This is a genomic window from Actomonas aquatica, from assembly GCF_019679435.2.
Taxonomy (GTDB): Bacteria; Verrucomicrobiota; Verrucomicrobiia; order Opitutales; family Opitutaceae; genus Actomonas; species Actomonas aquatica.
Map to the genome: position 1 here is coordinate 4017371 of NZ_CP139781.1, position 22051 is coordinate 4039421.

Sequence of the window (22051 nt, forward strand, 5' to 3'; positions counted from 1 at the left end):
TTTGAGCCAGTCGTGCCGGTGGGTGCCGTTCAGGTCGAAAGCCCGATGTCCGAGACCTCCGCTGAAGTGATGGCGGCCACGGCAGGGGAGGATGTTTCGCTTTTCTCGCTGGCTGATCTGCCGACCATCGTAATGGAAGCCTCCACCGAGGACGACGCAGCGGCGGCCGGCGCGGATGTGGTGGGGGATGAGGGAAGCGTGGAAGGTGATGATGCTCCGGCGGTCGACGTGATCGATGAAAACGGTGCGGCTGACCCGACCGAGAGCACTGACGATGAGGTCGTGGTGGCGGATGATTCCGGCGCCGATTCCTCCGATGAGCCCACGACGATTGCAGACGACGAGCTGACGCAGCTCGCCGAATCGCTCTTTGGTCCGGGAGCCGGCGATACGACCACCATGATTGGCGGGATCGGCTCGGAAGTGATTCTGCAGGGGGAACACGAAGGCGAAACCGTGACCTTGCTCAGCGACAACACGCTGTTGGTCGGTGACGAGATCTTCATCCTTTCGCCGCTCCAGACCCAGAACCTCGTCATCTTGGGCGACGGTTCGACCACCACGATTTCCACCAACATTTCCGGCACAAGCCAGTCCATCAGCGATACGGTGGAGGTGGACGGTGATCGTTCGATCACGGCCACTGCTGGTAGCATCATCATCAGCAATCCCGGTGGCCAGATTGATGGCAACGGTGCCGGCTTGGCCGATAGCCTTACCATGAGCGCGACGGGATCCATCTCGGTCGCCAATGGGGTCGGGCAGAACAAGGCCCTGCAAAACCTGACAATGACCGCCGGCGGCTCCATTGACATCGGCGGAGCCACGACCCTCACCGGTAACCTCACGGTCAACAACGCCACCACCGTCCGCTTCCGTGGAGCGGTTACCATCACCGGAAATGTCGTTATCACCAAGGCAACTGACATCACCTTTGACGGGGCGGTGACGATCACCGGCAGCCTCACCATCGCCGAGGGTGCGTCCATCACGTTTAATGGTAACACTGCGGTGGCGGGCACGGTATCGATCGGAAGTGCGGTGGACTATACGAAGATCGCCTCGATCTACTTCGCCAACAATGCCCGGTTCGATTTCGGCGGCCTCGCTTCGATCTACGTCAACGGCGCCATCACGTTCGGCAATGCCGTCGGTGGCCTCGGCGGCGCTTATACGCCCGACGGCCTGACCATCGGTCTCAACGCCACGCTCACCTTTAACAACAATATCAATCTCGGATCTTCCTCCCCGTTCAGTGTGGTCAATGCCGCTGAGGTGACCCTGACGGGATCCCTCACCGCCGGTGATGTCACGATGAGCAACGTGGCGGGGAACCTGATCCTCGCGGCCACGACCACGGTCCGCTCCATCGACCTCACGTCCACCGGTTCTGGCGCTTCGACGTCGTTGCGGGTCAACACCCTCGAGGTGGGTGATGGCAATGCCATCTTGACCGCCAATCAGATCAATCTCCTCGGCACCATTTCCGACACCGGCGCGCAGTCCACGCTGACCATCAAGCCCTACACGGTATCGCGTCCCATTGTCGTTGGGCAGTCCCCGCCGTCCACGACCACCCCGACTTTCAATAACCGCCTCGACCTCGAGGCCAGTGAGATCGGCCTCATCCTGCCGGGCTTCGCAGAGGTCAACATCGGTGACGCAGCCGCGGGCACAGGCACGGTTTATCTCGCCTATATGGGGTCGCAGATTTCCACCGGCGAGTATTACAACAAGACCCAGATTTTCGGTGGCGACATCATCGTCACCCGCGACCACGACATCAACGCCACCGTTCCCGAGTTCCGCCTCGTGGCCCGCACCGGCGACATCACCGTCAACGAGCGCATCGGCTACGCGGTCAACAACACCTCGGCCGATCGCAACGACTGGGTTCGCCTCGAAGCCGCCGGCGACATCATTGTCAACAAGGGCATCTACGCTCTGGACCGCATCTCCCTCACCGCAGGCCAGGGCACCGGCACGGGCACCATCACGGTTGCCTCCACTGGGTTCATTTACACCACCGGCACGACCGGTTCCAATCTCCGCATCGAACTCGTCGCCGGTCTCACCTCCGGCAACATCAACCTCGCCGCCCCGTCCGCCGAAGCCGCTCTCCTCAGCGCCGCCGGCGACAACAGCTCCATCGTCCTACTCGCCGCCTCCGGTTCGATCACTCAGACCGACGGCCGTCTCGTCGCCGAGCTCTTCACTGCCCAAAGCAGCGGAACCACTTCCGTCCGCACCACCGTCGAGCGGGTAGGGGCCGCGACCCTCGCCGGCGAGATCTTCGCCGATGCCACCCCGCGCACCATCGACGGTGTGCTCATCACCGGCAGCGGGGCCTTCGTCCAGACCGAGTCCGACGACGTTCAGGTCGACCAGATCACCACCCACACCGGTGGCATCGACCTCACGACCACGAACAGCGGCACCATCACGATCGATTCGATTATCTCCAATACCGGTGGCAGCGTGGTCCTGACCGCCGATGGCGCTATCGCCGACCTCACTCCGGCCAACGACGCAACGGCCAACATTTCCACCACCGGCAATCTCACCTTCACCGCTCAGACCGGAGTGGGTGCCACCGGTGATGCCGACCTCGATATCGCAGTCACCGGCGTCCAGGGCACCAATGCCGTATCCGGCGACATCGTGCTCCAAGACCCGAGCACCCTCACGATCTTCGGTGCCCTCGCCACCCTGGCCGGCAACGGCAACATTCAAGTCACCGCCGATGCCGGCACCCTCGCCGCCAACGCCGATGTCACCGCCCACGGTTCCGGCAACCTCACGCTCACCGCTTCCACCGGCGCGCTTAACCAAGCCGCCTCCACCACCGCCAGCTCCACGTCGGGTAACCTCGACCTCGATGGCGATACAGTCACGCAGTCTGGCGCGCTGAGCACTGGTGACACTGGCACCATCGATGTGGATGCCGACGTCGGCGCCATCACCATGACCGACGGTGCGACCACCGACACGGTCGACGGCGCCATCGCCTACACCGCCGCGACCAATGTCGACCTCAGCGACATCGAATCCGCCACCGGCAACCTGACGATCACCGCCACCGCCGGTTCGATCACCGACAATACCGCCGCCGAGACCGCCAATCTCACCACCACCGGCGACACCGTGCTTACCGCCGATACAGGCATCGGTGGATCCGGCGCCGCCGACATCGACACCACCATCGCGACCCTCGCCGCCACCAATAATACCAGCGGCGACATCGTCATTCAGGAGTCCGATGGTCTCGTCATCAATGGCACCGGTGTCCGCACCCTCGCTGGCGACGGCAACATCGACATCGACGTCGACGCCGGCGCTCTCACCAACGACGCCGTCGTCACCGCCCACGGTGCCGGCACCATCACCCTCAACACCGACGCCGGCGCCTACACCGCCAACGCCAACGTCTCCTCGACTTCCGGCGCCATCGCGGTCACCGCCGACTCCGTCGCCCAAAACGCCGACGTCACCACCACCACCGGCACCATCGATGTCACCGCCGACACCGCCGACGTGGTCATGCAGGATGGCACCACCACCTCGACCACCACGGGGGCCATCACCGTCGGCGCCGCCACCGACATCGACCTTTCCGTTATCAACTCTACCAGCGGTGACCTCACCCTGACTGCCACGGCTGGTGCCATCACCGACAATACCGCCGCCGAGACCGCCAACCTCATCACCACGGGCCAAGCCACCCTCACGGCTGCCACGGGCATGGGATCCGGTGGCGGGGATGCCGACATCGACACGACCCTCTCCACCCTCGCGGCGACCAATACCACGAGCGGCAACATCTTCGTCCACGAGACCGACGGCCTTATCATCAACGGCACCGGCCTCCGCACCCTCGATGGCAACGGCAACATCGACGTCGATGTTGATGCCGGTGACCTCACTGTCGACAGCGTGGTGACCGCCCACGGCTCCGGTTACGTCACCCTTAATACCGACGTCGGCACCTTCACCTTCAACGCCGCCGTTTCCTCGACCTCCGGCGACCTCACCTTCTCGGCCGACGATATCGCCCAAAACGCCGACGCCAGCACCTCCATCGGTGCCATCGTTTATACTGCCGATGTCGCCAACATCACCATGGCCGATGGCACGACCACGTCGACCACCACGGGCACCATCACTTTCACCGCCGCCGACTCTATTAATCTGTCCGCCGTTACCTCCACGTCGGGCAACCTGGATCTCGAAGCCACCGCCGGCGCGATCACCGACAACACCTTGGCCGAGGACGCCAACCTCTCGACGTCCGGTTTGGCTGAGCTCCTTGCGGCGACGGGCATTGGAGCGACGGGAGCAGCAGACATCGACACGGCGGTGGGTTCGCTCACGGGCCGCAACACGACCAGCGGTGGAATCGTGATCGAAGAAGACGACGCGCTGACGATCACGCCGGCCGGCCTGATCAACGACGCGAGCGGGCAGCCGATCATCCTGACGACGGAAGCGGGCACGCTGACGATCACGGGCGTGATCACGGCGACGGGCGCGGGCAAGATCCGCCTGAGCGTGGCCGGAGCGACGTCGGACCTCATCACCAGCGCCGCGATCAGCACGGGCAGCGGCCCGATCAGCCTGATCGCCGCGCGCAGCATCAATCTCAATGCCGGCACCTCGATCGCCACGACCGGCGCCGGCACGATCGACCTCGAAGCGACGGCCGGCTCGCTCACCCTCTCCGACAACGTGGCAGTGACCACCGCCGGCGGAAACATCCGCTTGCTGGCGCAAATCGACGTGACGCTGTCGGGCCTGAACGCGGCGAGCGGCAACATCTCGGTGACGGCGACGACCGGCTCGATCGCCGACGCCGGCGAAACCCTCACCGACCTCACCGCGACGGCCACGCGCCTGTGGGCGGCGATCGGCATCGGCACGGCCGACGCGATCGACACGAACATCGCGACCCTGGCCGCCGCCGCGACGACCGGTGGCATCCGGATCAGCGAGGAAGACGACCTCACCATTGGCACCGTGGCCGCCGTGCCGGTCAGCCGCGTGACGACGGCCGACACGACCACGACCGCGACCAATACCGCGTCGACCTCGGACCTCGAAGCGACGACCGGCGCCACCGAGATCACCTCGCTGGCCGGCTCGATCCTGCTGACCGACGGGGTGGACGCCGACACCCGCGCGATCCAGTCGACGACCGGCGACATCACGCTGACCGCGGCGAACAACATCACCTTCGAAGCCTCGATCGAATCGACCTCGGGCAACCTGAGTCTGACCGCGCAGACCGGCGGTATCATCGACAACACGGTCACCGAAACCGCGCTGCTGATCACCACGACCGACGCGACGCTCACCGCGGCGACCGGCATCGGCAGCGCGAACGCGGCCGACATCGATACGACGGTCGGGCGCATCACCCTCACCAACACGACCAGCGGCGGCATCTTCATCCACGAAACCGCCACGCTGACCCTCCTCGGTGCGCAGACCCAAGCCGGCAACGGCCCGATCTCGATCCTGGTCACGACCGGCGACCTGCTCACCACCGGCGCAGTCACCGCGCACGGCTCGGGCAATATCTTCATCCAAGCGGCCGCCGGCAACGCGACCCTGCAAGCCGACCACACGTCCACCAGCGGCCACCTCACCGTCCTCGCCGCCCAGACCCTCACCCTCGAAGCGGACCTCAGCACCGGCACGACCGGCACGGTGGACTTGGAAGCCAACGCGATCAGCGCCATCGCCACGGCCGACATCACCACGGCCGACGGCGACGTCCGCCTGCTCGCCACCACCAACATTATCCTCGGCGGCGTCATCACGACCAACACCGAGGTCTCACTCACCGCGACCACCGGCTCGATCACCGACGTCGATACCGACAACACGGTCGACATCGTCTCCAACAAGCTCCGCATCGTGGCCGGCGTCGGAGCCGGCGAATCCACCAACCACCTGGAAACCACCACCGGCACCTTGTCGGCGCGCGCGACCTCGGGCGGCCTGTTCCTGACCGAGACCGATGCGCTCATTATCGACGACGTGGCGGTCACGGTGCAAAAGGTGGGCGTCGACACCGGCGTCACCCCGACGACCGACGCCACTCAGTCCGACCTGATCACGACTGCAGGCAACGGCTCGATCGTCCTCATCACCGGCGGCGACCTCACCTTGGAAGACGGCACGGCCACGGCGAACAACCGCGCGATCGAGGCCAACGGCACCGGCAACATCCTCCTTTCCACGACCGGCACGATTACGGCCAACGCCGACACGCTCGCGGGCACCGGCCACATCAGCGTCATCGCCTCCGACACGATCACGCTCAACGCGACGGCCGATATCGAGACCGGCGGCACGGGCACGATCAACTTGGAGGCCACCAGCGGCTCGATCACCCAAGCCGACAACAGCCGCATCACCTCGGCCACCGGCGACATCCGCTTGCTCGCCAACGTGGACGTTACCCTCGGTGGTATCACCACGGACGCGAACGCGTCCGTCACTGCCTCAACCGGCCAGGTTGTCGACGCTGGCGACGTGAGCGGCGGCGAAGACATCAACGCGGTGGGCCTGCGGATGGTGGCCGGCCTCGGCATCGCCGGAGCGACGACCCACCTCGAAACGCAGGTCACGACGCTCACCGCACGCGCCACCTCTGGCGGCATCTACCTTACCGAAACCGACAGCCTCGGAATCGACGACGTCGCGGTGACGATCCAGCAAGTCGACACCGACGCGACGGTCGACCCGGTTACGGACGCCACGCAGTCCGACGTCATGACGACGGCCGGCGACGGCAATATCGTCCTCGTTACCGGCGGCGACCTGCTCATCAACGACGGCACGGCCGCTACCGATGACATCGGCGTCCAGGCTGACGGTGCCGGTAACATCCTGCTGTCCACGACCGGCACGATCACCTCGAACGTGGATGTCAACTCGACCACGGGTCACATCACGCTGATCGCGTCCAACTCCATCTCGCTCACCGACACGGCCGACGTGCGCACGGGCGGCACGGGCACCATCAATCTCGAAGCGACGACCGGTAGCATCACGCAGGACGACAACAGCCGGATCATCAGTGACGCTGGTGAAATCCGCCTCCTGGCGAACGTGAACATCACGCTGGGCGGCATCACGACCAACACCGACGCCTCGCTCACGGCGACCACCGGCTCGATCATTGATGCTGGCGACGCGTTTGGCGGCGAAGACGTCATTGCGGCAGGCCTGCGCCTGGTGGCCGGCCTCGGCATCGCCGGACCGACGACGCACCTTGAAACGCAGGTGACGACGCTCACCGCACGCGCCACCTCCGGCGGCATTTACCTTACCGAAACCGACAGCCTCACGATCGACGACGTCGCGGTGACGATCCAGCAGGTCGACACCGATGCGACGGTCGACCCGGTGACCGACGCGACGCAGTCCGACGTCATGACGACGGCCGGCGACGGCAACATCGTGCTGGTTACCGGCGGCGACCTCTTGATCAACGACGGCACGGCCGCGACCGACGACATCGGCGTCCAAGCCGACGGTGCGGGTAACATCCTGCTGTCCACGACCGGCACGATCACCTCGAACGTCGATGTGAACAGCACCACGGGTCACATTACGCTCGTCGCCTCCGACTCGATCTCGCTCACCGACTCGGCTGACATCCGCACCGACGGCGGAGCGGGCACGATCAATCTCGAAGCGACGACCGGTAGCATCACGCAGGACGACAACAGCCGGATCATCAGCAACACCGGTGAAGTCCGCCTGATCGCGAACGTGAACATTACGCTGGGCGGCATCACGACCAACACCGACGCGTCGCTCACCGCCACCACCGGCTCGATTATTGATGCTGGCGACGCGTTTGGCGGCGAAGACGTGAACGCCCTGGGCCTGCGCCTGTGGGCCGGCCTCGGTATCGGTGGAGCGAATACGCACATCGAAACGGCCGTCACGACGCTGACCGCGCGTGCGACTAGCGGCGGCATCTACCTTACCGAAACCGACAGCCTCACGATCGACGACGTCGCGGTGACGATCCAGCAGGTCGACACGGATGCGACGATCGACCCGGTTACCGACGTCACGCAGTCCGACGTCTTCACCACCGGCGGCGACGGCAACATCGTGCTCATCACCGGCGGCGACCTGCTCATCAACGACGGCACGGCGGCGACCGACGACACGGGCGTCCAGGCGCACGGCGCGGGTAACATCCTGCTGTCCACGACCGGCACGATCACGAGCCACGTCGACGTCAACTCGACCACGGGTCACATCACGCTGATCGCGTCCGACTCCATCTCGCTTACCGACTCGGCCGACATCCGCACGGGCGGCACGGGCACGATCAATCTCGAAGCGACCACCGGTAGCATCACGCAGGACGACAACAGCCGGATCATCAGTGACGCTGGCGAAATCCGCCTCCTGGCCAACGTGAACATCGTCCTTGGCGGTATCACGACCAACACCGACGCCTCGCTCACGGCGACCACCGGATCGATCACCGACGCGGGTGACGCCTTCGGCGGCGAAGATGTGATCGCGGTGGGCCTGCGCCTGGTGGCGGGTATCGGCATCGCCGGTCCGACCACGCACATCGAAACGTTGATCACGACGCTGAGCGCACGCGCCACCAGCGGCGGCATCTACCTTACCGAAACCGACAGCCTCACGATCGATGACGTCGCGGTGACGATCCAGCAGGTCGACACCGATGCGACGATCGACCCGGTCACGGATGCGACCCAGTCCGACGTCATGACCACGGCCGGCGACGGCAACATCGTCTTGGTCACTGGCGGCGATCTGCTGATCAACGACGGCACCGCGCTCACCGACGACATCGGCGTCCAAGCTGACGGCGCGGGTAACATCCTGCTGTCCACGACGGGCACGATCACCTCGAACGTGGATGTCAACAGCACCACGGGTCACATCACCCTGGTCGCGTCCGACTCCATCTCTCTCACCGATACGGCCGACATCCGCACGGGCGGCACGGGCACCATCAATCTCGAAGCGACCACCGGTAGCATCACGCAGGACGACAACAGCCGCCTGATCACGGCCAATGGCGACATCCGCCTGCTCGCGAATGTGAACATCGTGCTCGGTGGCATCACGACCAACGTGAACGCGTCGCTCACGGCGACCAACGGCTCGATCACGGATGCCGGCGACGTGAGCGGTGGCGAAGACGTGAACGCCGCGGGCCTGCGCCTGTGGGCGGCGATTGGTGCGGGTGAATCAAGCGCACACCTGGAGACTGCGGTCGATACGCTGAGCGCGCGTGCAACCTCGGGCGGCGTATTTATTGATGAAACCGACGCGCTCGTAATCGACGACGTCGCCGTGACGATCCAGCAAGTCGACACCGACGCGACGGTCGACCCGGTCACGGATGCGACGCAGTCCGACGTCATGACGACGGCCGGCGACGGCAATATCGTCCTGGTTACCGGCGGCGACCTCTTGATCAACGACGGCACGGCTGCGGCCGACAACGCCGGCATCGCCGCGCACGGCACGGGTAACATCCTGCTGTCCACGACGGGCACGATCACCAGCAACGTCGATATCAGCAGCGGCACCGGCCACATCAGCTTGATCGCCTCCGACTCGATCACGCTGAACGCGACTGTGGATGTGACGACGGCCGGCACGGGCACGATTAACCTTGAAGCGACCACCGGTAGCATCACGCAGGCCGACAACAGCCGCCTCACCACGGCCGATGGCGACATCCGCCTCCTCGCCAACGTGGACATCACGCTCGGTGGCCTCACCACCAACGTGAATGCGTCGCTCACCGCGACCACCGGCTCGATCATCGATGCCGGCGACGCCTTCGGCGGGGAAGACATCAACGCCGCGGGTCTGCGGATGGTGGCGGGAATCGGCATCGCCGGCCCGACGACCCACCTCGAAACCGCGGTCACGACGCTCACCGCGCGCGCCACCTCGGGCGGCATCTATCTTACCGAAACCGACAGCCTCACCATCGACGACGTCTCTGTGACGATCGAGCAGGTCGACACGGACGCGACGACCGACACCGTCACGGACGCCACGCAGTCCGACGTGATGACGACGGCTGGCGACGGCTCAATCGTCCTGGTGACCGGTGGTGATCTGATGATCAACGACGGCACGGCCGCGACCGACGACATCGGCGTCCAAGCCGACGGCGCGGGTAACATCCTGCTGTCCACGACGGGCACGATCACCTCGAACGTGGATGTCAACAGCACCACGGGCCACATCACGCTGGTCGCGTCCGACTCCATCTCTCTCACCGATACGGCCGACATCCGCACGGGCGGCACCGGAACGGTGAACCTCGAAGCGACGACCGGTAGCATCACGCAGGACGACAACAGCCGGATCATCAGCGCGACCGGCGACATCCGCCTGCTCGCCAATGTGGACATCACCTTGGGCGGCATCACGACAGGCGTGAATGCTTCGCTCACCGCCACGACCGGTAGCATCACCGACGCTGGCGACGCCTTCGGCAACGAAGACATCATCGCGGCGGGTCTGCGGATGGTGGCCGGAATCGGCATCGCCGGCCCGACGACCCACATCGAAACGGCCGTCACGACGCTGACCGCGCGCGCCACCTCTGGCGGCATCTACCTTACCGAAACCGACAGCCTCACCATAGACGACGTCTCTGTGACGATCGAGCAGGTCGACACCGACGCCACGACCGACACCGTCACGGACGCCACCCAATCCGACGTCATGACGACGGCCGGCGACGGCAACATCGTGCTCATCACCGGTGGCGACCTGCTGATCAACGACGGCACCGCGCTCACCGACGACATCGGCGTCCAAGCCGACGGTGCGGGTAACATCCTGCTGTCCACCACCGGCACGATCACCTCGAACGTGGATGTCAACAGCACCACGGGCCACATCACGCTGGTCGCGTCCGACTCCATCTCTCTCACCGATACGGCCGACATCCGCACGGGCGGCACCGGAACGGTGAACCTCGAAGCGACGACCGGTAGCATCACGCAGGACGACAACAGCCGGATCATCTCGGTCAGCGGCGACATCCGTCTGCTCGCCAATGTCGACATCACCTTGGGCGGAATCACCACCAACGTGAATGCGTCGCTCACCGCGACCACCGGATCGATCATCGACGCCGGCGACGCCTTCGGTGGCGAAGACATCATCGCGGCGGGTCTGCGGATGGTGGCCGGTATCGGCATCGCGGGTCCGACGACCCACATTGAAACCCTGGTGACGACGCTCACCGCGCGCGCCACCTCCGGCGGCATCTACCTTACCGAAACCGACAGCCTCACGATCGACGACGTCGCGGTCACGATCCAGCAGGTCGACACCGATGCGACGATCGACCCGGTCACCGACGTGACCCAGTCTGACGTGATGACGACGGCTGGCGACGGTGACATCATCCTGGTGACCGGCGGCGATCTGCTCATTAATGACGGCACGGCGGCGACCGACGACACGGGCATCAGCGCGGACGGGGCAGGGGACATCCTGCTGTCCACGACCGGCACCATTACCAGCAACGTCGATATCACTAGCGGCACGGGTCACATCACGCTGGTCGCGTCCGACAGCATCTCTCTCACCGATAGCGCCGACATCCGCACGGGCGGCACGGGCACGATCAACCTCGAAGCGACCACCGGTAGCATCACGCAGGACGACAACAGCCGGATCATCTCCGATACTGGCGAAGTCCGCCTGGTCGCCGACATCGACATCGTCCTCGGCGGCATCACGACCAACACCGACGCCTCGCTGACGGCGACCACCGGCTCGATCACCGATGCGGGTGATGTGAGCGGCGGCGAAGACATCATTGCTTCCGGTCTGCGCCTGGTGGCTGGCCTCGGTATCGGTGGAGCGAATACGCACATCGAAACGGCGGTCACGACGCTCACCGCGCGCGCGACCTCGGGCGGCATCTACCTTACCGAAACCGACAGCCTCACCCTCGACGACGTCGCGGTGACGATCGAGCAGGTCGACACGGACGCGACGACCGACTCGGTCACCGATGCGACGCAATCCGACGTCATGACGACGGCCGGCGACGGCAACATCGTCTTGGTCACCGGCGGCGACCTGCTCATTAACGACGGCACGGCCGCGACCGACGACATCGGCGTCCAGGCTGACGGCGCGGGTAACATCCTGCTGTCCACCACCGGCACGATCACGAGCAACGTGGATGTGAACAGCACCACGGGTCACATCACGCTGGTCGCGTCCGACAGCATCTCTCTCACCGATAGCGCCGACATCCGCACGGGCGGCACGGGTACGATCAACCTCGAAGCGACCACCGGTAGCATCACGCAGGACGACAACAGCCGGATCGTCAGCGCGACCGGCGACATCCGCCTGTTCGCCAACGTGGACATCACCTTGGGCGGTATCACCACGGGCGTGAATGCGTCCCTCACCGCCACGACCGGCTCGATCACGGACGCTGGCGACGCGGCTGGTGGCGAAGATGTCATTGCAGCGGGCCTGCGCTTGGTGGCCGGCCTCGGCATCGGCGGTGCCACGACCCACCTTGAAACGCAGGTGACGACGCTCACCGCGCGCGCCACCTCCGGCGGCATCTACCTTACCGAAACCGACGCCCTCACCATCGACGACGTCGCGGTGACGATCGAGCAGGTCGCTACCGACGCGACGACCGCCACCGTCAATGACGCCACCCAGTCCGACGTGATGACGACGGCTGGCGACGGCGACATCATCCTGGTGACCGGCGGCGATCTGATGATCAACGACGGCACGGCGGCGACCGACGACACGGGAATTAGCGCGGACGGGGCAGGGGACATCCTGCTGTCCACGACCGGCACCATTACCAGCAACGTCGATATCACTAGCGGCACGGGTCACATCACGCTGGTCGCGTCCGACAGCATCTCTCTCACCGATAGCGCCGACATCCGCACGGGCGGCACGGGCACGATCAACCTCGAAGCGACCACCGGTAGCATCACGCAGGACGACAACAGCCGGATCATCTCGGTCAGCGGCGACATCCGTCTCCTCGCCAACGTGAACATCACCCTGGGTGGTATCACCACGGACGCGAACGCGTCCGTCACTGCCTCAACCGGCCAGGTTGTGGACGCCGGCGACGTGAGCGGCGGTGAAGACGTGAACGCGGCGGGTCTGCGCCTGGTGGCCGGCCTCGGTATCGGTGGCGCGAATACGCACCTTGAAACCGCCGTCGACACCCTCACCGCACGCGCCACCTCCGGTGGCATCTACCTTACTGAAACCGACGCCCTCACCATCGACGACGTCGCGGTCACGATCGAACAGGTCGACACCGATGCGACGACCGCCACCGTCACCGACGCCACCCAATCCGACGTGATGACGACGGCCGGCGATGGCTCCATCGTCCTCATCACCGGCGGCGACCTGCTCATCAACGACGGCACCGCGCTCACCGATGACATCGGTGTCCAGGCTGACGGCGCGGGTAACGTCCTGCTGTCCACCACCGGCACGATCACCTCGAACGTCGATGTGAACAGCGCGACGGGCCACATCACCCTGGTGGCGTCCGACAGCATCTCGCTCACCGACTCGGCCGACCTGCGCACGGGCGGCACGGGCACGATCAACTTGGAAGCGACCGCCGGTAGCATCACGCAAGCCGACAACAGCCGCATCATCAGCGCGGCCGGCGACATCCGCTTGGCTGCCAACGTGAACATTACCCTGGGTGGCATCACCACGGACGCGAACGCGTCGCTCACCGCCACGACCGGCTCGATCACTGACGCTGGCGACGTGAGCGGTGGCGAAGACGTGATCGCCGCGGGCCTGCGCCTGGTGGCCGGCCTCGGCATCGGTGGCGCGACGACGCACCTCGAAACCGCCGTCGACACGCTCACCGCGCGCGCCACCTCCGGCGGCATCTACCTTACCGAAACCGACAGCCTCGTAATCGACGACGTCGCCGTCTCGATCGAGCAAGTCGGCACCGACGCGACCACCGCCACCGTCAACGACGTGGCCCAGTCCGACGTGATCACCACGGCCGGCAACGGCGCGATCGTGCTCTCCACGGGCGGCGACCTGACGCTGAACGACGGCACGGCGGCCGCCGACAACACCGCGCTCTCCGCGCACGGCACGGGCAACGTGCTGCTGCAAACGAGCGCCGGTTCCATCACGGCCAACGCCGACCTGCTCTCGGGCACCGGCCACGTCACGCTGACGAGTGCGGACTCGATCACCTTCACCGCCACCGCCGACCTGCGCACCGCGGGCACGATCACGCTCACCGCGCAAACCGGCGCGATCACCCAAGCCGACGACAGCCGCATCGCCTCGACCGCGGGTGCGATCCAACTGAGCGCGGCGACCGACATCACGCTCGGCGGCCTCACCACCACGGGCAACGTGGCCGTGACCGCGACCACCGGTTCCATCCTCGATGCCGGCGACGCCTTCGGCGGCGAAGACATCCTTGCCTCCGGCCTGCGCCTGTGGGCCGGCACCGGCATCGGTGGCGCGACCACCCACCTGGAAATCAACGCCACGACCCTCACGGCGACCGCGACCAGCGGCGGCCTCTACCTCTCTGAAACCGATACGCTCACGATCGGCACCGTCACGGTCACCACTCAAGCGGTGGACAGCGCCGCGGGCATCACCGCCGTGACCGCGACCGCCCAGTCGGGTCTGTCCACCACGGCCGGCGACGGCAACGTGGTCCTCGCCACCGGCGGCGCGCTCACTGTCACCACCGCGGTCACCACCCACGGCGCGGGCAACCTCCTGCTCGCCACCACCGGCTCGATTGCAATCGCCGCCAACCTCGCTTCCACCAGCGGTCACCTGACCCTGACCGCGACCGACTCGATCACCCTGGCCGCTGCGACCACGGTCACGACCGGTGGCACCGGCACGCTCACCGCGATCGCCACCACCGGCGCGATTACCCAAGCCGACGACAGCCGCTTTATTACCGCCACCGGCGACATCGCGCTCACCGCCGCCACGGACCTCACCCTCGGCGGCCTCACCACCGACGCGAACGCCTCGCTCACCGCCACGACCGGCTCGGTCCTGGACGCCGGTGACGCCTTCGGTGACGAAGACGTGATCGCCGCCGGCCTGCGCCTGACCGCCGGCCTCGGCGCGGGCACCAGCACCGACACTCTGGAAACCGCCGTCACGACCCTGGCCGCGACCGCGACCTCCGGCGGCCTCTTCCTCCTGGAAACCGACGGCCTCACCATCGGCACGGTTGCTACCACCACGCAAACCGTCGGCACCGACGCCACGACCACCACGACCACCACCACCGACCTCACGGGTCTAAGCACCACGGCTGGCTCCGGTGCGATCGTGCTCACCACCGGCGGCGACCTGACCCTCAGCGCCCCGGTTACCACCGCCGCGGCCGGCAACGTCCTGCTTGCGGTCACCGGCACGCTCACCGCCGATGCTGTCATCAGCAGCACGACCGGCCACCTCACGCTCACCGCGACCGACACCCTGGCCCTCAACGCCAACCTCAGCACCGCGGGCACCGTGACCGTCACCGCCACCACCTTCACCCAGACCGACGGCACCCGCATCACCACGACCGGCGATGTGGCCATCGAGACCACCGGCGACCTCACCCTCGCGGGCATCACCAGCAGCGGCAACGTGGCCCTCACCGCGGGCAACATCTTCGATGGCGGCGACACCGGTGGCGCCGATGTGGTCGCCAGCGGCCTGCGTGCTGTGGCGACCGACGGCATCGGCTCGGCCACCGACGCCCTCGAAACCACCCTCGCGACTCTCGCCGCGACCGCAACCGGCGGCGGTATCCACCTCTCCAATACCACTGCGCTCACCGTGGGCAGCGTGGCGGTCAGCACCGCGCAGGTGGGCACCGACGGGACCACCACCGCCGCCGACCTGGCCGCCCTCGCCGGTGTCACCACCACCGCCGCCGACGGCGTGATCGCGCTCACCACCGCCGGCACCCTCACCATCAGCGCCGAGGTCACCGCCCACGGCGCGGGCACGATCGCCCTCACGACCACCACCGGCGACATCGCCTTGGGCGCGCTCGTGAGCTCCACCTCCGGTGACCTCACCCTCAACGCTGCGGCCCGCGTGCTCGACACCACCGCCACTGAAACCCCGCTGCTCATCACCACCGGTGCGCTCGACCTGACCGCGACCGGCGGCCTCGGCCAAACCGGCCTGGGCGACCTCGACGTGTCCGCCAGCAGCCTCTCGCTCACCAACAACGGCGCCGGCTCGATTTACCTCAAGTCCCACGCCACCACGACCCTCTCGGCCACCAGCCTCACGCCCTCGGGCTCGCTCTTCTTCACCCAAGCCACCGGCAACCTCACCGTGGGCGGCGCCCTCACCGTGGCCCAGGGCAACCTGACCCTGCGCGGCGCGGGCACGATCGCACTCAACAACGCCCCGGTCAGTGCCGCCGGCACGATCACGATCCAGGGCGGCACGGTCACCGCCACCGCCTCCTCGCTCACCTCCACCGCCGGTGACATCAAACTGGCCGCCGCCTCGAGCCTCAGCCTCGACGCTAGCTCCAGCCTCACCGCCGCCGGTGACCTCTCAATCGTGAGCGGCGGCAACGCGACCCTCGCGCAGGCGAGCACCCCGGGCCTCCTGGATATCCGCGTGGCGGGCAACCTGAGCCGCGCCGGTGGTGAACTCCAATCGAACCAGCTGCGCCTGACGGTCGGTGGCAGCGCGGGCAGCTCGGGCAACCCGATCATCACGCGCACCAGCGGCACGGCCGATGTGCGTGTGAGCGGTGCGACCTATATACTGGAGCAAAACGCCCTGTCCGCAGGCCGCGGCGGCGTGACCCTGGCGACCACCTCGGGTGGCAGCTCGGTGCTCAACGTGGCCGGTGGCAGCCTCACCTCGACCGGCGGTGGCATCACCGCGACCGGCTCGGGCACGCTCATCCTGCAAAGCGGCGGCAGCCTCACGATCGGCACCAGCGTGACCAGCAACTCGGGCAGCATCACGGTCAACGCCGGCTCCATCGTCGATGGCACCGGTGATGAAGGTGCCTTGTTCGTGACGCCCAACGGCACGCTCACCCTCAACGCTTCCAGCGGCATCGGCAGCGCCGGTTCCGGAGACATCGACTTTACCGCCGCCGCCGTGGGGGCCTCCACCTCCACCGGCAACCTGAACCTCTCGACCACGGGCTCGACCACCACCACCGGCCTCACGGTGGGCTCCGGCTCGGGCACCCTGCAGATCGCCGCCGGCGATGACCTCACCGTCTCGGGCACGATCTCCCACGGTGGCTCGGGCGCGGTCAACGTCACCGCCTCGGACAACCTCAACGCCTCGGGTGCGATCACCGGTGGCACCGGCACGGTCACGGTCACCGCGGGCACCAATGCCAACGTGGGCCGCGTGTCCACCGCGGGCACCGGCGCCGTCACCGTCACCGCTGGCGGCAGCCTGAGCACCGGTCAGGTCAGCACCGCCACGGGCACCCTCGATCTTAACGCCGGTGGCACGGTCACGGCCAATGGCACCGTCTCCAGCGGCTCGGGCCGCATCACGGTCCAAGGCGGCGGCAACGTCACCACCACCACGATCAGCTCCACCTCGGGCAACATCGGGGTGAGCTCCACCTCCGGCCGCATCCAGACCGGCAGCGTGAGCACCGGCAGCGCCGGCACGCTTACCTTCAACGCCGCCACCACGCTGTCGACCGGAGCGCTCACCAGCGCCACCGGCCGGATCCAACTGAGCTCCGGCGGCGCCACCACCGTGAACGGCGCGGTGAACACCACCTCGGGTGCCTTCACCCTGACCAGCGGAGGTAACGCCACCACCGGCACGCTCACCAGCACCACTGGCGCGATCAGCGTCACCGCGGCCGGCTCGGCCACCCTCGGTGCGATCACCAGCCAAAGCGGCAACGTGAGCCTCACCGCGCAGGGCGGTAGCCTGACGCTGTCCACCGTGGCCACCGGCAACGCCGGCACGCTCACGGCCACCGCCGCCACCACCTTTACGGCCACCAGCCTCACGACCGGCACCGGAGCGATCAACGTGACCGCCGCCGGCAACCTCACCAGTGGCGCGATCAGCAGCCAGAGCGGCGCGGTCACCGCGCGCAGCACCGGCGGAGCGACCCAGCTGTCCACCGTGGCCACCAGCGGGGCGATCACGCTCTTCGGTCAAACCGGCCTCACCGTGACCGGTGCGATCACCGGTGGCGCGAATGCGATCACCCTTACCAGCGCAGCCGGAGCGATCAACGCGGCTGGTGCGGTGACGGGCACCGGCGGCCTCAGCGCCACTGCCGCCACCACGCTTAACCTGCACAGCTACACCGGCGCGGGTGCCGTGAGCCTGCAAAGCGGCGGCAACCTCCAAAGCGGCGCGATCAGCCTCACCTCCGGCAACATCGCCGTTACCTCCACCAGCGGCAGCGTGACCCTGGGCACCGTGTCCACCGCTGGCGCGAGCACGCTCACCCTGCAGTCCGCCGGCGCGCTCACCACCGGAGCGCTGGCCACCCAGACCGGCCGCATCTCGCTGACCGGTGGCAACACCACCACTGGCGCGATCAGCACCACCACCGGAGCGCTCACCGTCACCGCCGCGGGCACCTTCCGTGCCACTGGCGCCCTCACCACCACCAGTGGAGCGATCAACCTGTCTGCCACCGGCAACGTCACCCTGGGCACCGTCTCCAGCAGCACTGGAGCGATCACTCTGGCGAGCACCGGCGGCAGCCTGAGCGTGGGCAACGTCGTGACCACCGGGGCAGTCGACCTGGACGCCCAAGGCAACCTGGTGCTCACCGGCACGCTGCAAGGCGGCTCGGGCGCGGTGACGCTGACCAGCGCCACCGGCCAAGTGACCCTCGAAGGGGCGGTCACCACCACCACCGCCTCTTTGAACCTGCAAAGCGCCGGCGCGCTGGTGCTGCGCGGCGGCTTTACCTCGACCCAAGGCGGCACGCTGAGCCTGCGCTCCACCGGCTCGACGGTGAACGTGGGCCGGGTGCAGACCACCGGTCGGGTGGACCTGGAAGCGGCCGGCACGCTGACGGTTGAAGAAGTGGTCGGCGGCGCAGGCGCCGTGAACCTGACCAGCACGGGCAGCTTCATCGAAATGACCGAGCGCATCTCCACGGGCACTGGAGCGATCACCCTGTGGGCCTACGGGGACGCCAAGCTGCACACCCTCAGCTCCTCCTCCGGCCTGATCAAAGTCACCTCCCAGACCGGCTCGATCACCAGAACCACCTCCGGCACCAACATCTTCGCTTCGGTCCAGCCTGTCTTCCAAGCTGCGAGGATCATTGACCTCACGGTTGAAGCGGCATCGGCCTCGATCAACGGCACCGTCGTTTATCGTCGCGATTCCGCCACCACCATTAACATCTACGTCGTCTTCTCATGAGCGCTTTAACTTTTGCAAAAGTGATCACTGGGGCGGTGGGACTTTCGCTGGGCGCGGGAACCCTGCTCCATGCCCAAGTGGTCGAAGAAAACCTCGCCGCGCTGGCCCAAGCCGATTCCGCCCTGGTTGCCATCGCTTCGCCTTCGGGTGACTTGGTGCAATCCACCGATGGTGGCGCCAACTTCAGTGTCACCCGCACGGCGACTGCCACGGGCCTGATTAACCTCAATGCCTCGGGCGACACCGTCATAGCCGTGGGCGACGCCGGTTTTATCGTCCGTTCCACTGATGGCGGTTCTACGTGGGCCGGTGCCTCGTCGCCGGCCTTTACCGGAGAATTGCGCGATGTGGTGTCCGATGGCACCCGTTGGGTTGCGGTGGGCACGGCCAATTTCAACACCGCGGTGTTTTACTCCAACAATGCCGGCAGCAGCTGGTCGACCGCGTCGGTTCCGGCCATCAGTGGTGTGCTCCACGGTGTTACCCATGATGCCGGCACGGGCTTGTGGACGGCGGTGGGCACGGACGGCATCTTCAGCGCCCGCATTCTTTCCTCGAGCGATGGTATGACTTGGACGTCAGTGACCGTGCCGACCGGAGCCTCGGGTCTCACCGATGTGGCTGCCGATGGCGCGGGTAATCTGTTGGCCGTTGGCGAGGCGGGTTCACTCCTCGTTTCCAGCGATGGCGGCGCGACCTTCGCGCTCGCGGCCAACTCTGGCCTCGTTTCGGAAAACCTCAACGTGGTCGCCTACTCGTCTACGGCGGGCTGGGTCGCGGGTGGTGACGATCTCGCTCAAATCAGCTATACGACGGGCGGCGGTGCGGTGCTCATGCAGGCACCTGTGCCCGGAGCTGGTGACATAACGGCGCTTGCGGTGGATGCGACCGGTGCGGTGATCACTGCCGGACAGCTCGCTGGTTTCCAGTCCATTACGTTCGCCCCGATCGACGACCAATCACTCTCCGTGGGCACCTTGACGCTCACTGCCACGGCCAGCTCCGGCCTGCCGGTCGCCTTTGAATTGGTCTCGGGCCCGGCTACCCTCGCTGGCGATCAACTCACGCTTACTTCCACGGGCACGGTCACGGTGCGTGCAGTGCAAACCGGTGATGAAACCTACGGACCGGCGGCGCCGGTCGAGCGTTCCTTTGCCGTCGTCTTGGAGGCTGCGACGGTATCGCTGTCCGATTTGAGTGCGACCTACGACGGTTCACCCAAGGCCGCTTCCGCCACCACGGACCCGGCGGGGCTGACGGTTGTCCTCACCTATGATGGCAGTAGCACGGCCCCCAGCGACGCCGGCAGCTACGCGGTTGTCGCCACGATCTCCGATGACACTTATTCTGGCTCGACGACCGGCACCCTGGTCATCGCCAAGGCTGACCAATCGATCACCTTCAGTGCGCCGGCGGATCGTGATCTTGCAGACGGAGGCTTTGTGCTGAGTGCCACTACTTCGTCTGGTCTCCCAGTGAGTTTCACGGTCGATTCGGGTCCCGCTACGCTCGCGGGCAACACCCTCACGCCCAACGACGTGGGCACGATCACGGTGACCGCCAGCCAATCCGGTGGGGTCAACTACAACGCCGCGTCGCCGGTGACGCAGAGCTTTGACGTCACGGTGGCCACTCCGGAGATCATCCTGAGCGACCTCGAGGTGCCCTATGACGGCAGCCCTAAAACGGTGACGGCTACGACTGTGCCTCCGGGTCTCACGGTAGTGATCACCTACGATGGTTCGGCTACTCCGCCCACTGCGGTGGGTTCCTACACCGTGTATGCGGAGATCGATGATATCCAATACTCGGGCAATACCACGGCCACCTTCGTGATCACCAAAGGTGCGCAAACGATCGATTTCCCGGCTCCGGCCGACATCGCCTTCACGGCTGATCCGCTGGCGCTCACCGCAACCGCGAGCTCTGGTTTGCCGGTGACCTTTGAGGTGGTGAGCGGCCCGGCGGCGGTCGTCGATGGTGCGCTCGAGTTGAGCGGTGCGGGCACGATCACCGTGCGTGCGCTCCAGGCGGGTGATGCGACCTACGCGGCGGCCTCGCCGGTCGAGCAGAGCTTCAACGTTTCGGTCAACTTCGGCTCCTGGCGCGCCGAGAACTTTAACCCGACCGAGCTGGGCGATCCGGCCGTCAGTGGCGCCGATGCGGTCTATGCTGATGACGGCATCAACAACCTGTTGAAATATGCGCTCGGCCTGCCGGTGGCCGCCAACACCGTCCTACCGACCGCGATCACGGCCGAGACCGGGGTGTTCGTTTTCACCTTCGACCATCCCGAGTCGGTGACCGATGTGACCTACGAGGTGGAGGTCTCGAGCGACCTGCAGAACTGGTCGACTGATGGCGTGAGCCTTGAATCCACCGGCACCAGCGAAGGTCGCGTGCACTGGCGTGCGACCCACGCGAGTGATGGGGTGCAACGGCTCTTCTTCCGCCTTAAAGTGACGCTTTGAAGGCGTTCGTTGCTGCTGTATTGATCCTGGCCTGAATCGAGCTAACGCTTGTTTCCGCTGGTCCTATCTGCGGGGCTACCCGCTTTCCTATTCACCGAACTGAACGCCCGAAC

General features: G+C 66.3%; 2 protein-coding genes. Both read left to right on the forward strand.

From position 1 onward, the window contains the following. The first annotated feature begins 45 nt into the window (after positions 1–45). Complete coding sequence (locus K1X11_RS15350) at positions 46–19467, forward strand: hypothetical protein (RefSeq protein ID WP_324726004.1); 19422 nt, start codon at positions 46–48, stop codon at positions 19465–19467. Further along, entirely contained in the window at positions 19464–21938 is a 2475-nt protein-coding gene (locus K1X11_RS15355; protein WP_221031120.1) for an MBG domain-containing protein, read from the forward strand. Before K1X11_RS15350 ends, K1X11_RS15355 begins: the two co-directional genes overlap by 4 nt. Positions 21939–22051 lie beyond the last annotated feature (113 nt).